Here is a 21495-nt window from a genome sequence, read left to right as displayed (position 1 = left end):
GCGTCATTGAAAAATGGCGTATTTTTTTATACAAAAAAGGGAAATTAAATGGCACAAAAACATCATGTTAATTATCATCAGCAATATGATGACAATATCTTTTTAATCAAAAGAAATGGCAAGTTTGGATTGGTTGATAAGAATAACAATCCAATAACATCGGTCATATACGATGATATTTTACCGTCTGAAAATGGCTTATTTCGTGCTGTTTTGAATGATGAATGGTATATATTAAACCAACAGGGCAAAGTAATCAGCCCTGCCTATCATTATATTGGCTACATTGAAGAAAATTGTACCAAAGTTAAATTGTTTGATAAATTTGCCCTGCTTCATATTGATGATGGCCTATTGACGGATTTTGTATTTGATTATATCTATGATTTTCTAGAAGGCTTTGCACGCATTCGTCAAGGCAACAAGAATGGCTATCTTGATAAAAACGGAAAAATTGTCATTGATTGCCAATATGACGATGTGGGTTATTTTTCACAAGGGTTGAGTTACGCTCTAAAAGATGGCAAATACGGCTATATCAATACCCAAAATCAAACAGTCATTGATTTTATTTATGACGATGCTGGTACATTTAGTGAAGACTTGGCACGAGTGGTTAAAGATGACAAAACTGCCTTTATTGATAAGACTGGCAAAGTGATTATCGACTGGATGGACTATGAAGCCAAATATTTTTTGCGTGGTGTTGCTCAAATCATCATTGATGAAAAAATTGGCTTTATAGATAAAACGGGCAATATTATTATTGAACCGCAGTTTGAATATGCCAGCTATTTTGATGAAAAAACCGACTTAGCAAATGCAGAAAAAGATGGCAAAGAATTTAAAATCAACCGTCAAGGAAAGCAAGTAGGCAAAGCAAAAAAAGCTGTGTATTGGACTGAAGATTTTTTACTTGAAGATGATCAATGAGCGAATTCTCTCTAATCTACCGCCATTTTAAAAACGCCACCGCCAAGCACCAAAATACCACTTTGGGCATTGGCGATGATTGTGCAGTGAGTAGTATTCCACCAAATTGTGAGCTGGTGAGCTGTGTGGATACGCTGGTTGCTGGGCGACATTTTCCCCACGATACCAGTCCGTATGCGATTGGCTGGAAGTCGGTGGCGGTCAATTTATCCGACATTGCCAGTATGGGGGCGATGCCGTATGCGATTTTGCTTGGATTGTCTTTGCCAAATCATGATGAAAACTGGCTTGCTGAATTTACAAAAGGCGTGAGCGATATTTGCAGTCAGCACAATGTAGAACTCATCGGTGGCGACACGACCAAATCCGAGATTTTGACCATTTCGGTCACGGCTTTGGGCTTTATTGAGCAAGGTAAAGCCATTAAGCGAAATGGTGCAAAAATTGGCGATGTGATTTGCGTGAGCGGTCATATTGGTTTGGCAAGTTTGGCATTATCACATATTTTAAATGGACAAAATACTGATTTACAAAACGCCTTAGATTTGCCCATGCCACAAGTGGATTTGGGGCAAAAACTGGTAGGTTATGCCAACAGTATGATTGACATTTCGGACGGCTTGGGGCAAGATTTGGGGCATATTTTGACCGCAAGTGGCGTTGGGGCAAGGCTGTATTTGGAAAATATTCCTTGCGTTGATGAATTAAATCGTTTGCCTTTTGTACAAAAATATCAGCACATTTTAAACGGTGGCGATGATTATCAATTATGCTTTACCCTACCAAAAAATAAATTTGATGAATTTAACGCCCTTTATCCAAATACGATTTTTAAAATCGGTGATATTGTAGAAACACAAGGTTTGCAGTTGTTGTTTAACAATCAAAAAGTGGATTTTGGGATCAAGGGCTGGAGTCATTTTTAGTTGTTTTTAATTAATTTCTATGCTGTAATAATAAGAAAAAATAATGGAGAAGGCGAATGTCTCAAAAAAACAATTTCAAAAATTCTCAATTCACCAACAGCCAAATTAATAATATAGATTTAAGCACTACAAATAATTTTTATGAAAACAAAGTTTCATCTTCTGAAGCTGCAACCTACAATATCAGACCCATGTGGAGAAATCCCATAACTATGGCGATTCTGACTTGGCTAAGCGTTCCGTCATCAATTCTTGCCATAGCCTCTCTCATTACTATGATTATACAGCTATTTCGGAATATATTTTCCATTGAACATACTGCATCAATATCCTATATGCAACTTTCTTTTTCTGTGATAATGCTTTGTATTTCTATGTTTTTACTTTGGTTGCGTGGTATTACAAAAAAACAGATTCGCATTCCGATTTCACTACTTTTTTTCCAAAATTATGCCCTAAACGGATATAACAACCAATTAATGCTAGAAAAAATCACCCCAAATCCTTGCCCGATATGTGGTGGACAAATGGTCTACTATAACAAGCCTATTGAGTATCGTGAAATTTACAATAATAGAGCGATAAAGATAGTGCCTATAAAGTTTAGCCCAGCCCTTGAGTGTAAAAGAAATACTGAACATTACTTTTATGTAGACCCAGCAGAAGATAGTATAGAATAATCAAATACAGGTATCAAAATGCACAAACCCGACATTCGTAAATCCAACCCTTGCCCGCCTTGCCCAAAGTCCGCCACCGCCTTTGAAAAATGTATTTATTGGCTCGGCATTGGCTTGGGTTCTGGTTTACCCAAAAAAGCCCCTGGAACTTGGGGAACGATGGGTGGATTGATTGTTGCTTTGCCGATGCTATGTTTGGGATTTTGGGGGTTTTTGATTATTGCCATTATTGGCTGTTTGGTGGGCAGTTATATTTGTGGCAAGACTTCGGATTTAATGAATGTCCACGATGACCCGCACATTGTCTTTGATGAATGGGTGGGAATGTGGATTGCGTTATTGCCAAGCGTTTGGCTATTGACCCATACGCCAAACAGCGACAAAGCAGGATTGGCATATTTGCACCCAAGTTTGCTGCTGCTGATTGTCGTGCCGTTTGTGCTATTTCGCTTTTTTGACATCATTAAGCCATTTCCAATTAAATGGGTAGATAATAATGTCTCGGGCGGATTTGGTATTTTGATTGATGATGTGCTGGCAGGCATTATGGCGGCGGCGGTGGGCTGTTTGTTGTTTTATTCTTGGTAAAAATAATCCCCACCACCGCAAAATACAGCAGCGTTAGGACAAGTAAGAGTCCTTGGAAGACCGTAAGCATCGCTTTGGGATCATCACCGTACAAAAGCGCACTGCTCATCAGCATGGACACCAAAATCAAAATGAGCCATTTTTTATGCATCAAAGGGCGGCTCATTCTTGTCTGCACGGCTTTCGTATCACACCCATAGGACAGCTCGTACAGCGCCTCTCTTGGCGCCTGTCGTAGCACAGCCGCCTCACGATACGCACAAAGCGCATACACAAAAACGCACGCCACCCACACAGGAACGAACACAAAAAACAAATGCACACCCAAAAACAATAAGACAGCTGCCAAAGACAAGCCCACTGCCCAAGTGATGATGGCGCTCGTGTTATCGCTGCCGCCCTGCCTATCCTGTCGCCAAAAAGGGCGCACGCCCCATCTAGGCAAAACAAAATGCTCAGCGGCAATCATCGCTCCCATCGGCGCAACGACGATATTAAAATACGCCATCAAATCAAGCCATTTAAGAAAAATCAGCGGAAAACAAGCGATGATGGTCGTCATCACACCAAGCACCGCTGTCATCTTGACAAATCCCACCTGCCACAGCGCATCAAATGCCAAGGCGGCACGGTACAAGCTTGGCACTGCCGTGGTGATGGATGCCAGCACCGCCGCCAAGACGCCTGCCACCCCAAGCGTCGGCATCACCACACCACCCACATCCAACGCACCGATGGGGAGACCTAGGAGCATCGCACTACTGGCGCCAAGCATACCTGCGCCCACCCAAGCCACAAAATGCCCGCCATAAGTCGCCCATACCGAGTGGTAGCCGTACTGCCATTTTTTGGCAAATCTTAGCGTGCTCATGTCGCCCATGCCCAAATGCAAAGGCAAATTTAGCCCCCATGCAAAAGCGGCAATGTGCCAGATGCTAAATGGCTCGCTGCCATCGGGTGTGTTGCCCGTCCAGACATAAGCGGCGAATATCTGCCAAAAATCAAGCCCTTCTGCCCGCCCCGCCTGCCAAAGTAGCGGCACGCTCACAAGCCCGCACAGCACAAATGTCGTCATCAAATAAGGCGAAAAATAGCGAGAAGCCTTAGTCAGCCGATGAAAGCCCAGCATGCTCACCAAGACCACCACCGCCCCAAGCAGCATGACAAGCAGCACAAATGTCGGACTGTCAGAATGCCATTTTATCTGAGGCGGCAAGCCCATCGCACCGTGTATCGCCTGCGCTGAGATGGTCATCATACCACCTGCGATGACCGCAAAAATGATGCCATTGATGAGATTAAAGACCCAAACGATGCGCCTGCCCGCCATGCGTGACAAGTATTCGTACAGCGTCAGGCGCGCACTCACCGCCACAGGGCTGCACAGCCACGCCCAGCTCAGCACCGCCAAAAGATTGCCAATCAAAAGACCCAAAAACACCGCCAGAGGCGATGCACCCCAAGCCGCAAACGCCGCACCCACCACAAACTCGCCGCCCGCCACATGCTCGGCAGCATATCCTGAGGCAAAGTGCCGCCCACCCAAAAGCTGATCGCTTGGGACACGAGTGGTCTGATATTCGTCTGTATGTGTGTGCTTGATGGTCATGATTTTTGCCGGTCAAAGACAGCCATTGTATCACAGCCCCACGCATAAAAGCGATTAGCTGATGAACAAAACCCCAAGATTTGGCAAGTAAAATTTGCCAAAAAGCACAATGCAACACAAAGCCAACACAGCCGATGAGCAAATTTGACCAAAAAATGTGCTAAAATAAGGACATATCCCATATTCATCATCAAGGAAAAATCATGTCTTTAAATGTCATCATCATGGCAGCGGGCAAAGGCACTCGCATGAAATCCGCCAAGCCAAAAGTACTACAACCTTTGGCAGGTAAGTCATTATTAGCCCATGTTTTAACCACCGCCAAAAAATTAGGCAGTCAAAAAAACATCATCATTTATGGCTTTGAAGGGCAACAGGTCAAAGACGCATTCGCCCACGAGAAAATTGACTGGGTAGAACAAGCCGAACAACTCGGCACGGGGCACGCGGTGATGATGACTTTGCCAGTGCTACCAACGGACGGTAAAAGTCTGATTTTATCGGGTGATGTGCCGCTTATTGGGGCGGAGACTTTGGCGAAACTGGCAAGTAGCGACAGCCCATTTGCCATGCTGACGATGAACACGCCAACGCCCTTTGGCTTGGGGCGGATTATTCGCAAAGACGGCAAAGTGATTGCCATTGTCGAAGAAAAAGACGCCACCGATGCTCAAAAACAAATTACAGAAATCAATAGCGGTGTCTATTGCGTTGCCAATGAAATTTTGCATAAGTATTTGAAAAATCTCAATAATAACAACGCACAAGGCGAATATTATTTGACTGATATTGTGAAAATGGCGGTTGATGATGGCATTACGATTGATACTGTTTCGCCACAATATCAATTTGAAATTGAAGGCGTGAATGACCGCATTCAGCTTGCCAATTTGGAACGCACTTGGCAGGCTCATCAAGCCGAAAACTTAATGAAACAAGGCGTGCATATCATGGATCCCGCCCGTTTTGATTTGCGTGGCGAATTAACCGTTGGCAAGGATGTGCAAATTGACATTAATGTAATCTTTGAAGGCGAGTGTGAAATTGGCAATAATGTCAAAATTGGCGCAGGTTGTGTGATTAAAAATACCAAGATTGCCAGTGGCACGGTGATTGCACCGTATAGCATTTTTGAAAATGCCATTGTCGGTGAAAATAATCAAATCGGACCTTTTGCAAGACTTCGTCCAAATGCGGTAACGGCTGATGAAGTACATATTGGTAACTTTGTCGAGCTAAAAAACACGCAAATGGCAAGCGGTGCAAAAGCCAATCATTTAGCGTATTTGGGCGATAGTACGGTGGGCAGCCGAACCAATGTGGGGGCTGGCACGATTACCGCCAATTATGATGGCGTAAATAAATTTAAAACCACCATTGGGGCGGATGTGCGTATCGGCTCAAATGCGGTGCTGGTCGCACCTGTAACGATTGGCAATAAAGCCACCATCGGCGCAGGGTCAGTGATTACCAAAGATTGTGCAGAAAATAAGCTCGTGGTCGCTCGTGGCAAGCAAGTTACCATTGACGGCTGGATAAGACCTGAAAAAGACAAAAGCTAAGCTTGCGACTCATTCATCGGTGCAGGCTGACATCGAGTGGCTACACAAAAAGTGACGCCCTGCTTTTTGTGTGGTCGACAGCCTTAAAATTTGCTTAAAAATTTTTCATCAGCCCATGCTTGGCAAGCTCAGACCGATGGGTGTGTAGCCTTTGGTAAAAATACATTGATATTTCCAAAAAAATAGATATAATACGCCACCATGACGAATTTAATTGACACTTTCAAGGCACTCGCCAACGAACACCGCCTACAAATGCTCGTTTGGCTCAACCGCCCTGCCGAGCATTTTCCCGATTTTGTCGCCGAATATGCTGAAATGCAAACAGGCGGCTGGATTTGCGTGGGCAAAATTGCCGAAAAAGCAGGGCTGGCTCAGTCGGTGGTGTCGGGCTATCTGAACACGCTCAAATCGGTGGATTTGGTCGAGTCGCAGCGCATGGGCAAATGGACTTATTACCGCATTTCGCCCCAAGCTCGCGCACGCTTGAACGAACAAATCAGCGAGCTTTTTGCGTAAATTTGCCAATGCAACAACACAGAAACGCTGACATTTTCCAGCGTTTTTTAAAGTCAAAACATTTCTATTTTTTTAGATATTAAGATAATCGTAATTATAACCAAAGCAATTATGACTAAGACAGCTATGACCAAAACCCCCAAACTCTCCGCCCTAAACCTTGCGCCAATGCGCCAAGGGCAAAATGCCAAAGATGCCATAGACGCAATGGTGCGCTTGGCTCAGCATTTAGAAAGCCTTGACTTTACAAGGTTTTGGATTGCTGAGCATCACAATATGCCGCATTTGGCAAGCTCTGCCACGCAAATTTTGATTGCCCATACGCTGTCGCAAACACAAAAAATCCGTGTCGGTAGCGGCGGCGTGATGCTGCCTAATCATAGCCCGTTGCAGGTTGCCGAGCAGTATGGCACATTAGAAACACTTTATCCCAATCGGGTGGATTTGGGGCTTGGTCGAGCCCCTGGCACTGACCCAATCACAGCAATGGCTCTGCGGCGTGGGCGTGCCGACATTTCTGATCAATTCCCAAGCGATATTGCTGATTTGCAAAGATATTTTGGTGATGAGAGCGTACAAGGACGCGTCAAAGCCTATCCTGCGCTTGGGTTAAGTGTGCCGCTGTATATTTTAGGTTCTAGCACAGAGAGTGCCTATCTGGCTGGTCGTTTGGGCTTGCCTTATGCCTTTGCCGCTCATTTCGCCCCACGAATGCTCGACATGGCGGTGGACATTTATCGCAATGAATTTAAGCCGTCTGATGCGCTGCATGCGCCTTATATGATGATTTGCAACAATATTTTGGTGGCGGACAGCGAGACGGAAGCCAAGTTTTTGGCGACCACGCAACAGCAGCTATTTTGGGATCTCGTGCGAGGCGTGTCTCGTGGCATGTGTCCGCCTGTGCCTGATATGGACGCCCTGTGGTCGCCCCAAGAGAAAATGGCGGCGCAGTCGATGATGAGTACTTCTATCATTGGCGATAAAGACAGCGTGAAACAGCAACTACTTGATTTTCAACAAAAATATCAAGCCGATGAATTGATTGCGATTAATTATGTTTTTGATGAACAAAAACAGCACCATTCTTATTCATTGCTCAAACAAATTATTGAAACCATTTAAAAAAGGTAAATTTATGACCGATTTATTCACCCCCTTTACGCTGAACAACGGCGTGGAAATCAAAAACCGCCTTGTGGTCGCCCCGATGACCCATTTTGGCTCCAACGCTGACGGCACGATTTCAGACGCAGAACGCACTTTTATCGGCAACCGCGCCACCGATTTTGGCTTATTTATCACCGCCGCAAGCCTTGTCAAACAAGGGGGTAAATCCTTTGCAGGCGAGCCAGAAGTGACAAGCCAAGCACTGCTTGATAGCCTGCGTGATACCGCCCAGCTTATCAAAAATCAAGGGGCAAAAGCCATTTTGCAACTGCATCACGGTGGTAAAAAGTGGAATGCCGACATCAATCAAGGCTTTGACGCCATTGCCCCAAGCGATTACATCAAGCACGAAACCGAGCAATCGGACAACCACTCAGCCCGTGCGATGACGGAGGCAGAAGTGGACGAGATGATAGCAGCGTTTGCTCGTTCGGCAGAATTGGCTCTCTTGGCGGGCTTTGACGGCGTGGAAATTCACGGGGCGAATGGCTATTTGATTCAGCAGTTTGTTTCTGGCGCAAGCAACACCCGCACCGACAAATGGGGTGGCGACATTCACGCTCGTACGGCGTTTCCATTGGCGGTCATTCAAGCGGTGAATGAAGTGAAAGCCAAACATAATCGCCCTGATTTTATTGTCGGCTACCGTTTTTCGCCCGAAGAACCCGAAGAAAATGGGCTGACGATGGCGGATACTTTTGTTTTGCTGGATAAATTGGTGGAACAACCCCTGCAATATCTGCACATCTCTTTGTGGGATTTTTATAACAAGGCTCGCCGTGGGGCGGATACAAGTAAATCTCGCATTGAGCAAATTCACGCCCATATTGGCGGAAAGTTGCCGCTCGTTGGCGTGGGTAATTTGCTGTCAGGCAGTCAAATTCGTGGGGCGTTTGATACAGGGTTTGCCGAATTTATTGCGGTGGGTAAGGCGGTGCTGATGAATCCGAATTTGGCGACTTTGCTTAAAAATGGACAAGATGAACAAATCCAAACCCGCCTAGATTTAAGCCAGCCTGAAAAATATGGCTATCCGCCTGTGCTGTGGCACATCCAACAAAGCAAACCTGCATTTTTACCGCCAGTTAAGGGCGATGAGAATTGGCAGGCTGTCAATATTTAATTTGATTTTGAACACCGTCTGAATGAAAGTTTAGGCGGTGTTTTTATAATACTAAAATTCCAATCTCCCGCCAAAACTCATAAGTTCCATCATAAAATCGGCTAGGACGAGTATGGTCATTTTCATTGCCTTCTGGCACCCAAATCACCATACCTTGCCGTGCACGGGTCAATAAAACCCGATGCGCATTTTGAATAAATTGCTGCTCTTCTGCTTGTCGGACATTTTGCCATTTAGTGCCCTTAAAATTTTGATAATGCCAGCCCTTGTCATAATAAAAATTACCGTCCCACGCCACACACGCAAAATCCAATTCCAATCCCTGCACATCAAATTCACTGGCCACATCTTCCAAAAAATACGATGAACGCACGTCATTTTTATCATTTAAAAACCATTTTTCCACTTCAATTTCATTTTTGACATTAACACCAAGCGCCTTTAAACGCCGTGCGCCCGATGAGGCAATCAAACCAAAACGCTCGCTACCACGCGCTTGTTCGTGTAACCATTGTTTTGCTGTGTTTAAATCTCTGGTTAAAACAATGGGATAATTGTCTTTGATTTCTTGATATAAAGTTTTGGCAAGTGATAAATTATTATCCAAAACTGCATGAATAAATGCCGATACCTTTGCCGAGCGAAATGAACGCACCGACGTCGCCAAATGCAAATGTGGCTCAGCAACACCTTGATTTTTTATAAACTTACAAAGTTCTGGCGCGTCCAAATAATGCGCTTCATTGACAATCAAAGGCGAATAATGCACACGCCAATCCGCATAATGCGTTTTAAGCGCGTGCACCCATTCAGACAGTCCAGCTTCGCCCGTATTGATTTCTTGCCCGCCGCCAATTAGTGCAATAATCACGCACCAATTTTGATGACGATTCATCACCTCAATCAAAAAATCAGGTTCCGACTGACAAAAATCCTCACGCCCGCGTTTTCGTTTCATAAATGAGCTGGTTTGAGCCTCGTTCCACGCACGCTGAGCTTCATCAAAAATCACCACTTTTTCGGTAGGCGGCGCAGTGTTTTGCAAATATTCATCACGAAAATGGTGAATGTTTTGAATAAAGGTTTTGGCGTGGCTGGTTGCTTCTTTTTTGCTGACAGCCTTGCTATTGCGTGCCAATGCTTCTTGTAAAACCGCCACAAGCGGACCATTGCCCGACAAAAACACAGCGTGTTCATCATCAGCAGTTTGTAAGCGTTGATTGGCAATGTTTAAGCCTGCGAGCGTCTTGCCCGCACCCGGCACACCAGTAATAAAGCAAATGGTTTTTTGATGATTTTTCTTAGCATTGTCAATAATTTGACTGATACAATTTGCCGTTAATGACAGATTTTGGGCACCCGCATCTGAACGAGTAATTTCACGCACATCGTGTTTTTGATACGAGGCTTGTGCTGCTTCCACAATGGTTGGCGTAGGTTTGTAAGCGGATTGCTCCCAATGGGCAATATCAAATGAATTTTGTGAGGAAAATTGACGTAAAAAACTGCCCAAATTAGTTGCATTTAAACGTATGGCAGCCTGAAAATTCATCGCTTGTTGAATGTGATTTTGCGTTTGAATGTCTGGTGCATTTTCGGCAATTAACACAGGCATCAATCTTGCTTGATGACTGCCTTCGTGAAAATTGCGCATATCCAAAGCATAATCAATCACTTGGTCTAAATCATGAGAACGATATTGTGTTTCGCCAATTTTAAATTCTAATAGGAAAATTGTGCTGCCAATAATAATGATATTATCAACGCGCTTGCCCATACGTGGAATGCTAAATTCAAAATAAAGATGTCCGTCAATGCCTTGTAATTGATTTTTGAGAATGGCGATTTGTTTTTGCCAAGCATTGCGCTGTAAATCATCTAATTTTTGATGCGTGTGTTTGGCGAGCAATTCACCAAGAATTTGGCTGTTGTCAGTGTTTAAAAATTGTGAGATGGTTTGATGATAGTATGCACGAGCCATTTTAAATTACTCCCAATTAGCATATGACGTTATAAATATATTAACTTTTAGATCCTTACTCACAAATAAGCCCCTTAACTAATTCTCTCACCCAAGCGTGGGCGATGTCGTGGTGCGTGCGTTCGTGCCAGCTCATTAGCATGGTAAAGCCGTCTATTTCAATGGGCGGTGTTTGTAGATGAACATTGGATAAAGTTTTGGCAAGGCGCTCTGGCAATACCGCCACCAAATCCGATTCTTGCAATAATGATGGCAATAATAAAATGTTATTTAAAGACACCATTACTTTTCTTTTTAAGCCCAATTTTTGTAAGGCGATGTCGGTTGCCCCACTAAATTCTCCGCCATTATAAGAAAACATCGCAAAGGGCAATTCACAAAAAGTCTCTGTGGTTAATTTTTTATTTGCCATCGGGTGCGCCTTGCTCATCGCACAAATATAGCGTTCGTCAAACAGTTTTTGTTGGTGCATATCGGGCGTTAGATTGTTTTGGCTCACTAGCGCCAAATCAATTTTGTTTTGTTCAAACAGTGTTTTGATGTTTTGCCCTTGTACAGGCAATAATGCCACTTGTACATTGGGCGCAAGCCGTCTTAATTTTAAAATCAGCTGCACAGCGATGATGGCTTGCACATAATCGGTCGCTCCAATGCGTAGCGTCATCGCCAAATTTTCAGGTTCTAAAATGGGCGGTTGGAGCATTGAATTGATGTCGGTCAAAATCTGCCGTGCAATTTTGCCAAGCTCAATCGCCCTATCGGTCGGTTGCATTCCGTGTTGCACTCGGACAAATAAGGGGTCGTTAAAACTTTCTCGCAAGCGATTTAAAATGCCACTCATCGCAGGCTGAGTGATGGATAAGCGGTGGGCGGCACGACTGACATTGCATTCGTCCAATAATACGACAAAGGCTTTTAATAAATTTAGGTCAAGTTTGCGAAGGTTGGTCATTGCGTTTTTCCATTTTAGATGCTTTATTATTATATCATGCCAAATGATACCTACTCATCAAAATAATCAATTTCCCCCAATATCCCAAACAAGTTATAATAGCCAAAATTTCATCACTTAGGACTATCCCAATGGCAAAAATCCGTAAGCTTCTTACCCCCTTTTCCATTAAAAACCTTGAACTTAAAAACCGCGTAGTGATGCCGCCAATGTGCCAATATTCCGCCGTTGATGGCGTGCCAAACGACTGGCATTTGGTACATTACACCAGCCGAGCCATTGGCGGCGTGGGCCTCATTATCGTGGAGATGACCAATGTCGCCCCCAACGGTCGCATTAGCCCAAATTGCTTGGGACTTTGGAATGACGAACAAAAAGACGCATTCAAAAAAATCGTGGACAGCGTACACGCACACGGGGCGAAAATTGCCGTACAAATCGCCCACGCAGGTCGTAAAGCCCAAGATGAGCCCAATGCCGTCGCCCCGTCTGCCATTCATTATGGCGAGCTGGATTATGCGGGGCAAAATTTGATTACGCCACGAGAATTGACCACGCAGGAAGTCAAAGACTTGGTGCAAGCCTTTGCCGATAGCGTAAAAAGAGCGGTGGAGGCAGGCTTTGATGCGATTGAATTGCACGGGGCACACGGTTATTTGATTCATCAATTTTATTCGCCCAAATCCAATGGGCGTACCGATGAATACGGTCAAGATAAAGCCTTGTTTGGCGTGGAAATCATTCAGGCTGCCAAAAAAGTGATGCCTGCCGATATGCCTTTAATCGTACGCATTTCCGCCCAAGAATACGGCAAAGACGGCTTTGACAGCGAGTATGGCGTACAAATTGCCAAACGATTTTCAGACGCAGGGGCGGATGTGTTTGATGTCAGCGGTGGTGGCGACGGTGTACTTGTCAGGGGCAATCACCCTGAATTTTATGCAGGCTATCAAGTGGATTTGGCTCGCAAAGTCAAACACGCCACAGGCAAGCCTGTGATTGCGGTCGGTATGCTGGACAATGTGGCGGTGGCTGACCATATTTTGGGCGTGGGCGATGCCGATTTGGTGGCGGTCGGTCGTGGGCTTTTGCGAGACCCGTATTGGGTATTAAACGCCCAATATCAGCAAAATGGCTCGGACAGTAGCGAAATGCAGTTTGTGCCAAGACAATATGTGCGTGGGTTTGCTTAAATCTATGAACCGCTTTTAATCATAAAACCGTTGTCAAATTGACTTTGGACAACGGTTTTTATTATTTAAACAAGGTAAATCAATGCAACTTATTTTAATTTTGCTCACTGTCATCGCAGGAATGGGCTTGTCGGTGGAAGCAGGCTTGCTTGGACCGCTTGGGCAGCAAGTCGGGCATTTGTGGGCGACATTTTCCATTTTTGGCGTGGGTGCAGGACTGACATTTTTGCTGATGTTGTTTTTTGCCCCAAGAAACGCCCCGTCTTTTTTTGCCCAGCCGTCTTGGCAACTGATGGGCGGGATTTTGGGCGTGGGCTATGTGGTGTTTTTGACGATGGCGGTGCCTGTGATTGGCATTACCCCTGCGATGATTGCCATTCTTGCAGGGCAAATCAGCAAAAGTTTACTTATTGACCATTTTGGTTGGCTTGGTATGCCTGCTAAAAAAATGGACAAAAACCGTGTCATCGCCTTGATTTTTATCGTCATCGCCCTTGTGTTGGTGGCGATGGACAAAGTGGCATAAGGGGGAAAAATGATTGCGTTAATGGTACTGCTATCTTTTATCGGTGGGGCATTGCTCGCCATTCAGTCGGCGATTAACGGCAAACTGGGAGCAAGCGTTGGCGTGTTCAAAAGTGCCTTTTTGACTTTTTCAATTGGGGCGTTATTGACCGCTTTGCTGATTTTCTTTTTTGAGCCACGCCACGACACTACGCTGTTAGATGTCCCAAAATGGCAACTTTTGGGGGCGTTGATGGGCGTGCCATACATCATCATTATGGTGCTGGCGGTGCAAAAAATCGGCACGGCAACGGCAACCATTGCGGTGATTTTTGGGCAACTTTTGATGGGAATGCTGATTGACAGTTTTGGCTGTTTTGGCAATGCTCAAATCTCATTTTCCTATTATCGCTTGGGAGCAGTAGCGTGTTTGGGCGTGGCTTTGTATTTTATTTATCAAAGTAGCAAACCGAAACAGGCATAGAAAATGATAGACACCGTTTAATTTTAAAATTAGACGGTGCTTTTTACTAAAAATAAACTTTCAGGCTGCCTGAAAAATCATTTATCACTTCAAATAATACCTACCTATCAAAACCATCAATTATCCATAATAAATAAAATCTTTTATAATACACCCTAATTTTCAAATTTCCATTTTTGGAGCAATTTATGACCATTTTTAGTAAAGACGACCTGATTAGTGCCTTTCATCGCCGTGCGTCCACGCGTTCGTATGACGGCAATAAGAAAATCCCTGCCGATGATTTTAATGCCATTTTGGAAATGGGACGTTTGTCCCCAAGCTCTGTGGGGTCTGAGCCTTGGCAATTTTTGGTATTGCAAAATGCCGACTTACGCCAAAAATTAAAACCTTTTTGCTGGGGCATTCCGACAATGGAAACCGCCAGCCACATTGTCGCCATTCTTGCCAAGAAAAACGCCCGTTATGACACGCCTTATTTTGGTGAAATTATGGACAGACGGGGCTTGCAGGGCGAAGCTCGTGAAAAGGCATTGGCTATTTATCAAAAATTCCAAACCGAAGACATCGCCATTTTGGAGTCCGACCGCAGTTTATTTGACTGGGCGAGCAAACAAACCTACATCGCCCTTGCCAATATGATGACGGGGGCGGCAATGCTTGGCATTGACAGTTGCCCGATTGAAGGCTTTGATTATCAAGAAGTCAATCGCATTTTGGCAGAAGAAGGTTTATTTGACCCTGCCGAATGGGGCGTGTCGGTAATGGTAACTTTTGGGTTTAGGGATAAAGAAATCCGCCAAAAAGCCCGTAAAACTTTTGATGAAGTGGTGAAATTTGTAGAATAAGTTTTAAACAACCATTTATTTGCTTTTATCGCAGTTTGAAATGATGAATAAACACCGTTTTTTTAATAAAAGCGGTATTTTTATTTTAAAATATAGTCAAAGAATTAAAAAATTACCACAAAATTGGTTTTGGAAGTAAGGTGCGTAACACGACCAACAAAGGCCTTAGACAACAACAGTGCGTTGTACGCACCTACGACTTGTAGTAATTTTTAAGTTCGTTAGGTATAACTTTCAGCCAACCTAAAACCTTATTTATCATTTTAACTAATATCTACCTATCAAAATTATCAATTAGCAAAAATATCTATAATGCCTTATAATATTTGCCATTTCAAACAATTAGGTATCTCAAAAATGTACACCATTAAATCCCGTGCGGCGGTGGCATTCGCCCCTAACGAACCTTTAAAAATCGTAGAAATTGATGTGGAACGCCCCAAAAAAGGCGAAGTCTTGGTCAAAATCACCCACACAGGCGTGTGCCATACAGACGCCTTTACCCTATCAGGGGCTGACCCCGAAGGGCTATTCCCTGTGGTGCTTGGACACGAAGGAGCGGGCGTGGTCGTAGAAGTAGGCGAAGGCGTAACTTCTGTTGCGGTGGGCGACAGCGTGATTCCACTTTACACCGCAGAATGTGGCGAGTGCGAATTTTGCCAATCTAACAAAAGCAATCTGTGCGTATCGGTGCGAGCCACACAAGGGCAAGGCGTAATGCCAGACGGCACGAGCCGTTTTTCGTATGAAGGTAAGCCGATCTATCACTATATGGGCTGTTCCACATTCAGCGAATACACGGTGGTGGCAGAAGTGTCGCTCGCCAAAATCAACCCCGAAGCCAACCCAGAGGAAGTCTGCTTGCTTGGCTGTGGCGTAACCACAGGCATTGGGGCGGTGCATAATACCGCCAAAGTGCAGGCAGGCGACTCGGTGGCGGTGTTTGGCTTGGGTGGCATTGGTTTGGCGGTGATTCAAGGGGCAAAACAAGCGAACGCAGGGCGAATTTTTGCCATTGACACCAACCCTGATAAATTTGCCCTTGCCAAAGAATTTGGGGCGACTGATTGCTTAAATCCCAATGATTTTGACAAACCAATCCAGCAAGTACTGATTGAAATGACCAAATGGGGCGTCGACCACACCTTTGAATGTATTGGCAATGTGGAAGTGATGCGACAGGCTCTCGAGTCGGCACATCGTGGCTGGGGGCAGTCGGTGATTATTGGCGTGGCGGGGGCAGGTCAAGAAATTAGCACTCGTCCGTTCCAATTGGTGACGGGCAGAACTTGGAAAGGCACGGCATTTGGCGGTGTCAAAGGGCGTAGCCAATTACCACAAATGGTGGAAGATGCAATGGCGGGCAAAATTCGCCTGTCGCCTTTTGTCACGCACACAATGCCCCTTGATGACATTAATCACGCATTTGAGTTAATGCACGAAGGCAAGTCTATTCGTAGTGTGATTCATTACTAATCGAACCTTTATATTCAGCAAGGCGGCAATGTTCCGCCTTGTTGCCTTTGTAAATTTCAGCACCTTTTTTACCGCTTGTAAGGAAAACCATGCAACACCTAGAAACCTACCGCATTTTTAACGGCGAACAACAAATCTGGCAACATTTTTCAGACTGCTTAAATTGCGAAATGACTTTTGCCATTTATTTACCGAATTGTGCCGAAAGTAGCACCGCCAAAACCGAGCGTTTGCCCGTGTTGTATTGGCTGTCTGGCTTGACTTGCACCGAGCAAAATTTTATTACCAAATCAGGTTTTCAGCGTTATGCCGATGAGCATAATGTGATTGTCGTTGCCCCCGACACTTCGCCACGCGGTGAAAATGTGGCGGACGATGACGCTTATGATTTGGGGCAAGGGGCTTCCTTTTATGTCAATGCCGCCGAGCAGCCTTGGGCAAAACATTATCAAATGTATGATTATATTGTCAAAGAATTGTCTGCGTTGATTAACGAGCATTTCCCCACGAGTGGCAAACAATCCATTTTTGGGCATTCTATGGGCGGACATGGGGCATTGACGATTGCCTTTAAAAATCCTGATGTTTATCAAAGTGTTTCGGCATTTTCGCCCATAACTGCACCCAGCCAAGTGCCGTGGGGACAAAAGGCATTTTCCGCCTATTTGGGCGATGATAAACAGGTGTGGGCGGATTATGACAGCGTGGCGTTATTGGAAAAATACCGTCCTAATTTGCCTATTTTGATTGAACAAGGCGATAAAGATAAATTTTTAACTGAGCAATTAAAACCTGAATTATTTTGCCAACAAGCAGATAAATTAGGTGTGGCGTATCAATTTAATTTGCGGGCAGGGTATGACCACAGTTATTATTTTATTTCTAGTTTTATTGGCGAGCATATTGCTTTTCACGCTAAATATTTAAAATAAGCTGTTTAAAATAAAACCAAAACACACAATGGAGGGGCGAAAGCAACCCCCATTTTTTTGTCTTAATCAAACTTAGTTGTATGATTTACTTGTATTTTCCGCTAAAATATGCTCTATTTGACCATCGCTGTACCCAAGCGTAAGCATTTTTAAGGAAACCCCCAATGAACAAACAACAACTCGCCACCAAACTTTGGGCATCAGCCAACGACTTGCGTGGCAAAATGGACGCCAGCGAATACAAAAACTACATTTTGGGCTTTTTGTTTTACAAATTTTTGTCAGAATACGAAGTTGGCTACCTTGCCAAAGAATACGAAATGACCCTTGACGACTTGGACGATGAAAACATTGACACCCTAAAATCCGACTTAGGCTACTACATCGCCAAAGACGATTTGTACAGCACTTGGATTGCCAATATCAAGGGTGGGAATTGGCGAATCAGCAATGTAACAGACGCCCTTTCCCATTTTCGTCAAAACCTAGACCCACACCAAAAAGAAGATTTTGAAGGGATTTTTGACGATGTCAATTTAACTTCCGAAAAACTTGGCTCAAACGCCAGCGAAAAAGAATCCGCCGTGCGTAAACTCTTGGTTTTGCTTGATGATATTAACATTTCTAGCAACACCGATTACGATACTTTTGGCTTTATTTATGAATACCTGATTGCCCAATTTGCGATGAGTTCGGGCAAAAAAGCAGGCGAGTTCTACACCCCACACCAAGTTTCGCAAATTATGGCAAGCATTGTCGCCAATGAAATTCGTGGCAAAGACAAACCCACTGTTTACGACCCGACCGCAGGTTCAGGCTCTTTGCTTTTGACTTTGGGTTCGGCAATCTCGCCCAAACAACGCAACCAAATCAAATATTACGGTCAAGAAAACAACTCCACCACCTACAACATTGCCCGAATGAACCTTTTGATGCGTGGCGTAAGCCCTGCCAATATGGTTTTGCGTAATGCCGACACGCTCAAAGAAGACTGGCCAAATGGCATTATCAGTGGCAAAGACGACCCCTTATTTGTGGACGCAGTCGTTGCCAATCCGCCTTATTCTGCCAAATGGGAAGCGTCCGAAAATCAGCTCAAAGACCCACGCTACCGTGATTATGGCGTTGCCCCTGCCACCAAAGCCGATTATGCCTTTTTGCTCCATTCCTTGTACCACTTAAAACCTGACGGGGTAATGGCGATTGTTTTGCCACACGGCGTGTTATTTCGGGGCAATGAAGAAGAAAAAATCCGCACCAAATTGTTACAGCGTGGGCAAATTGATGCGGTCATCGGACTGCCTGCGGGGATTTTTACCAACACGGGCATTCCGACCATTATTGTGATTTTGCGTAAACAAAGCAAACACAACAATGTGCTGTTTATTGATGCGTCAAACGGCTATCGCAAAGAGAAAAACACCAATGTTTTGCGTGAACAAGACATCAAAAAAATCCTAGACACCTACATCGCACGGCAAAATGTGGACGGTTTTGCCAAAGTTGCCGAGCTTGATGAAATCATCGCCAACGGCTTTAATCTCAATATTCCACGCTATGTTACGCCTGTTGGCAACGATGACAGCCAGTCCATTGAAGCCCATTTAAAAGGCGGTATTCCGCTTGAAGATATGGCTCGCTTTGCCCCATTTTGGCAAAAATTCCCCAACATTTCGCCCAAATTATGGCAAGAAATTCGCCCAAATTTTGTCAAATTAAGCGTCAAAACAGACCAGATTTTTGACATCATCAACCAAGACAGTGATTATGCAAATTACATCAATGACTTGCAAAATAAAATTACCGCTTGGCAACACGATTTTGCCCACGCTTTGACAGCGGACAAACCGCTTGGCGAAGACGAATTTACCACCACTTTTGAAAATGCCGAAAACCGCCTGTTTGAACTTTTTAGACTGTCTGAATTTAGCGACCCTTATCACGCTTATCAGTCGCTGATTGATGTCTGGCAAAGCACGATTTTGCCTGATTTGTTGATTTTATCGGACGAAATTGGGGCGGACGATAACGAATGTGTCCGTGAAAATGGCTTTTATAAAGCCAGACGACTTGTTCCCAATATGGTGATGAAAGGCAAAAACGAAGTGCAAGACGGTGTCAAAGGCGAACTTTTGTCCAAACAAATGATTGGTTATGAATTTTTTGCCGATGAAATTGGCGAGATTGACCGCCTAAAACAAAGCCTTGATGAAATTGAAGAACGCCAAGCCGAACGCCTTGCCAATATTGCCGATACCGCATTGGCGGAGTATGTCAATGACAAGGAAAAATTGGACGAAAAATCTTATAAAGCCATAGAAAAAGATTTAAAAACAATGAGTATGGACGATGAAAATTTTGAGCCGTTGTCCGAAAGTTTGGCGGATTTTTTGGCTGCTAAAACCCTAAAAGCCGAACTTAAAACCAAAGAACCCGCCTTAAACAGCAAAATTGAACAGCAATATCAACAGCTTGATTTGGGAGCGATTAAACGCTTACTGATTCAAAAATGGTTTGGCGATTTGTCGGGCAATTTAAGCGATGTGGGGCAAAGCTACGCCAAAACGGTCGCCAATCAGCTTAAAGTGCTGGACGAACGCTATGCCGACACGCTAGAAGACATTCGCCGTCAAAGGCAGCAGGCGGAAAATGCGTTTTGGGCAATGGCAAATCAGCTGGTTGGGGGTGTGTGATGAGCGAGCGTAAAGTGCCTAAATTGCGATTTGCTGGATTTACGGATGATTGGAAACAGCGAAAGTTGGGGGAAGTTGTTTTTCAAATTAAGTCTTATTCATTATCAAGAAATGTTGAGACAAATAAAGATACAGGATTTAAATACGTCCATTATGGCGATATTCATAGGAATATTGCAAAATTAATATCATCTGAAAATAATTTACCTAGCATTCAAAAAGGTAATTATGAATTTTTACAAAAGGGAGATTTAGTTATTGCCGATGCGTCAGAAGACTATGAAGGTATCGGAAATGCTTGTCTAATTGATTGTTTTTTATCAAGAAATATTGTAGCGGGTTTGCATACAATTGCTTTAAGACCAACAGAAGTTAATTCGCTGTTTTTATATTATCTTTTGCATACGGATATTTTTTCAAAATACGGAAAAGTTATCGCCACAGGTACAAAAGTTTTTGGAATTACCGCAAAAAACTTATTAAATTTTGAATTTAATTTACCAAGTGAAACCGAACAACAAGCCATTGGCGAGTTTTTTAAACAACTAGACGACACCATCGCTTTTCATCAGCGTGAGTGGGAAAAGTACAAAAATTTAAAAATTTCGTACTTGGAAAAGATGTTTCCCCAAGAAAATGAGAATAAACCGCAATTACGCTTTCCTAATTTTACTGACGCTTGGAAACAGCGAAAGCTAAAAGATATATCTCAAAAAGTTTTAGAGAAAAATCTCAATATGGAATTTTTGGAAACTTTTACCAATTCTGCCGAATTAGGAATTATCAGCCAAAGAGATTTTTTTGATAAAGATATTGCCAATGTAAATAATTTATCAGGTTACTACATAGTTAGAAATAACGATTTTGTTTACAACCCTAGAATTTCAAATTTTGCCCCTGTCGGACCGATAAAACGCAATAAACTTGGGCGTTCTGGGGCTATGTCGCCTTTGTACTATGTATTTAGAGTTTGTGATGAGATTGATTTTGCTTTCTTGGAAACTTACTTTTCTAGCACAAAATGGCACAGTTTTATGAAAGAAAATGGCGATACAGGGGCAAGGGCTGACCGTTTATCCATTAAGGACAATGTCTTTATTGAAATGCCTATTTATTTCCCAACCCTGCCCGAACAACAAGCCATTGGCGAGTTTTTTAAACAGCTAGACGACACCATCGCTTTTCATCAGCGTGAGTTAGAAAAGTATAAAAACCTTAAAAATGGCTATCTAAAACAGATGTTTGTATAAAAATTGTTAAGAAATGGTATATTTTATTACGCAAATTAACAATAATTAACTCATTGGCAAGAATTACTTTTT

19 protein-coding genes are annotated in these 21495 nt (G+C 43.7%); 16 read left to right on the top strand and 3 right to left on the bottom strand.

The window, feature by feature from the left end; all coding sequences use genetic code 11:
* Positions 1 to 48 precede the first annotated feature (48 nt).
* The 4 genes from LU290_RS00905 to LU290_RS00890 are packed head-to-tail and all read left to right on the top strand — an operon-like array spanning position 49 to position 3127.
* Positions 49 to 933, top strand: coding sequence for a WG repeat-containing protein (locus LU290_RS00905; RefSeq protein ID WP_277808712.1), 885 nt, complete (start codon positions 49 to 51; stop codon positions 931 to 933).
* Positions 930 to 1859: a thiamine-phosphate kinase gene (thiL, locus tag LU290_RS00900; protein ID WP_277808711.1), complete on the top strand. Its 930-nt coding sequence runs from the start codon at positions 930 to 932 to the stop codon at positions 1857 to 1859. The genes LU290_RS00905 and thiL overlap by 4 nt, the downstream gene beginning before the upstream one ends.
* A 56-nt stretch (positions 1860 to 1915) precedes the next feature.
* Positions 1916 to 2539, top strand: coding sequence for a hypothetical protein (locus LU290_RS00895; protein WP_277808710.1), 624 nt, complete (start codon positions 1916 to 1918; stop codon positions 2537 to 2539).
* Positions 2540 to 2557: 18 nt separating this feature from the next.
* On the top strand, positions 2558 to 3127 hold the full coding sequence (locus tag LU290_RS00890) for a phosphatidylglycerophosphatase A family protein (protein WP_370688536.1): 570 nt from the start codon (positions 2558 to 2560) through the stop codon (positions 3125 to 3127).
* Here the strand turns inward: LU290_RS00890 and LU290_RS00885 are convergent.
* The gene (locus LU290_RS00885) at positions 3084 to 4736 is read right to left on the bottom strand and encodes a purine-cytosine permease family protein (RefSeq protein WP_277808709.1); all 1653 of its coding nucleotides are present in this window, start codon (positions 4734 to 4736) and stop codon (positions 3084 to 3086) included. The genes LU290_RS00890 and LU290_RS00885 overlap by 44 nt on opposite strands.
* Positions 4737 to 4939: 203 nt before the next feature.
* On the opposite strand from LU290_RS00885, the gene glmU reads away from it, so the two are divergent.
* From glmU to LU290_RS00865, 4 genes are all read left to right on the top strand, one after another.
* Positions 4940 to 6298 (top strand): bifunctional UDP-N-acetylglucosamine diphosphorylase/glucosamine-1-phosphate N-acetyltransferase GlmU, encoded by a 1359-nt coding sequence (gene glmU, locus LU290_RS00880; RefSeq protein WP_277808708.1) that lies wholly within the window; start codon positions 4940 to 4942, stop codon positions 6296 to 6298.
* Positions 6299 to 6499: 201 nt separating this feature from the next.
* Entirely contained in the window at positions 6500 to 6817 is a 318-nt protein-coding gene (locus LU290_RS00875) for an ArsR/SmtB family transcription factor (RefSeq protein WP_277808707.1), read from the top strand.
* A 111-nt stretch (positions 6818 to 6928) separates the two neighbouring features.
* A complete protein-coding gene (locus LU290_RS00870; RefSeq protein ID WP_277808706.1) occupies positions 6929 to 7942 on the top strand; it encodes an LLM class flavin-dependent oxidoreductase in 1014 nt (337 codons plus the stop codon).
* A gap of 13 nt (positions 7943 to 7955) precedes the next feature.
* The gene (locus LU290_RS00865; RefSeq protein WP_277808705.1) at positions 7956 to 9110 is read left to right on the top strand and encodes an NADH-dependent flavin oxidoreductase; all 1155 of its coding nucleotides are present in this window, start codon (positions 7956 to 7958) and stop codon (positions 9108 to 9110) included.
* Positions 9111 to 9153: 43 nt separating this feature from the next.
* Here LU290_RS00865 and LU290_RS00860 read toward each other — a convergent pair whose 3' ends face one another.
* The gene (locus tag LU290_RS00860; protein WP_277808704.1) at positions 9154 to 11091 is read right to left on the bottom strand and encodes a DUF2075 domain-containing protein; all 1938 of its coding nucleotides are present in this window, start codon (positions 11089 to 11091) and stop codon (positions 9154 to 9156) included.
* Between the two features lie 55 nt (positions 11092 to 11146).
* The gene (locus LU290_RS00855; protein WP_277808703.1) at positions 11147 to 12043 is read right to left on the bottom strand and encodes a LysR family transcriptional regulator; all 897 of its coding nucleotides are present in this window, start codon (positions 12041 to 12043) and stop codon (positions 11147 to 11149) included.
* Positions 12044 to 12174: 131 nt separating this feature from the next.
* On the opposite strand from LU290_RS00855, the gene LU290_RS00850 reads away from it, so the two are divergent.
* From LU290_RS00850 to LU290_RS00815, 8 genes are all read left to right on the top strand, one after another.
* Entirely contained in the window at positions 12175 to 13236 is a 1062-nt protein-coding gene (locus LU290_RS00850) for an NADH:flavin oxidoreductase/NADH oxidase (RefSeq protein WP_277808702.1), read from the top strand.
* Between the two features lie 82 nt (positions 13237 to 13318).
* Entirely contained in the window at positions 13319 to 13762 is a 444-nt protein-coding gene (locus LU290_RS00845; protein WP_277808701.1) for a DMT family transporter, read from the top strand.
* Between the two features lie 9 nt (positions 13763 to 13771).
* Positions 13772 to 14224, top strand: coding sequence for a DMT family transporter (locus LU290_RS00840; protein WP_277808700.1), 453 nt, complete (start codon positions 13772 to 13774; stop codon positions 14222 to 14224).
* A 188-nt stretch (positions 14225 to 14412) separates the two neighbouring features.
* Positions 14413 to 15072: an NAD(P)H-dependent oxidoreductase gene (locus LU290_RS00835; RefSeq protein ID WP_277808699.1), complete on the top strand. Its 660-nt coding sequence runs from the start codon at positions 14413 to 14415 to the stop codon at positions 15070 to 15072.
* 366 nt (positions 15073 to 15438) lie between these two features.
* Entirely contained in the window at positions 15439 to 16548 is a 1110-nt protein-coding gene (locus LU290_RS00830) for an S-(hydroxymethyl)glutathione dehydrogenase/class III alcohol dehydrogenase (RefSeq protein WP_277809521.1), read from the top strand.
* 89 nt (positions 16549 to 16637) lie between these two features.
* Positions 16638 to 17480: an S-formylglutathione hydrolase gene (gene fghA, locus LU290_RS00825; RefSeq protein ID WP_277808698.1), complete on the top strand. Its 843-nt coding sequence runs from the start codon at positions 16638 to 16640 to the stop codon at positions 17478 to 17480.
* Between the two features lie 164 nt (positions 17481 to 17644).
* Complete coding sequence (locus LU290_RS00820; RefSeq protein ID WP_277808697.1) at positions 17645 to 20173, top strand: type I restriction-modification system subunit M; 2529 nt, start codon at positions 17645 to 17647, stop codon at positions 20171 to 20173.
* Positions 20173 to 21423 (top strand): restriction endonuclease subunit S, encoded by a 1251-nt coding sequence (locus tag LU290_RS00815; RefSeq protein ID WP_277808696.1) that lies wholly within the window; start codon positions 20173 to 20175, stop codon positions 21421 to 21423. Before LU290_RS00820 ends, LU290_RS00815 begins: the two co-directional genes overlap by 1 nt.
* The last annotated feature ends 72 nt before the right edge of the window (positions 21424 to 21495 follow it).

It is taken from the genome of Moraxella nasibovis (genome assembly GCF_029581575.1).
GTDB classification, from domain to species: Bacteria; Pseudomonadota; Gammaproteobacteria; order Pseudomonadales; family Moraxellaceae; genus Moraxella; species Moraxella nasibovis.
This window is presented reverse-complemented; position numbering and strand designations above follow the sequence as displayed.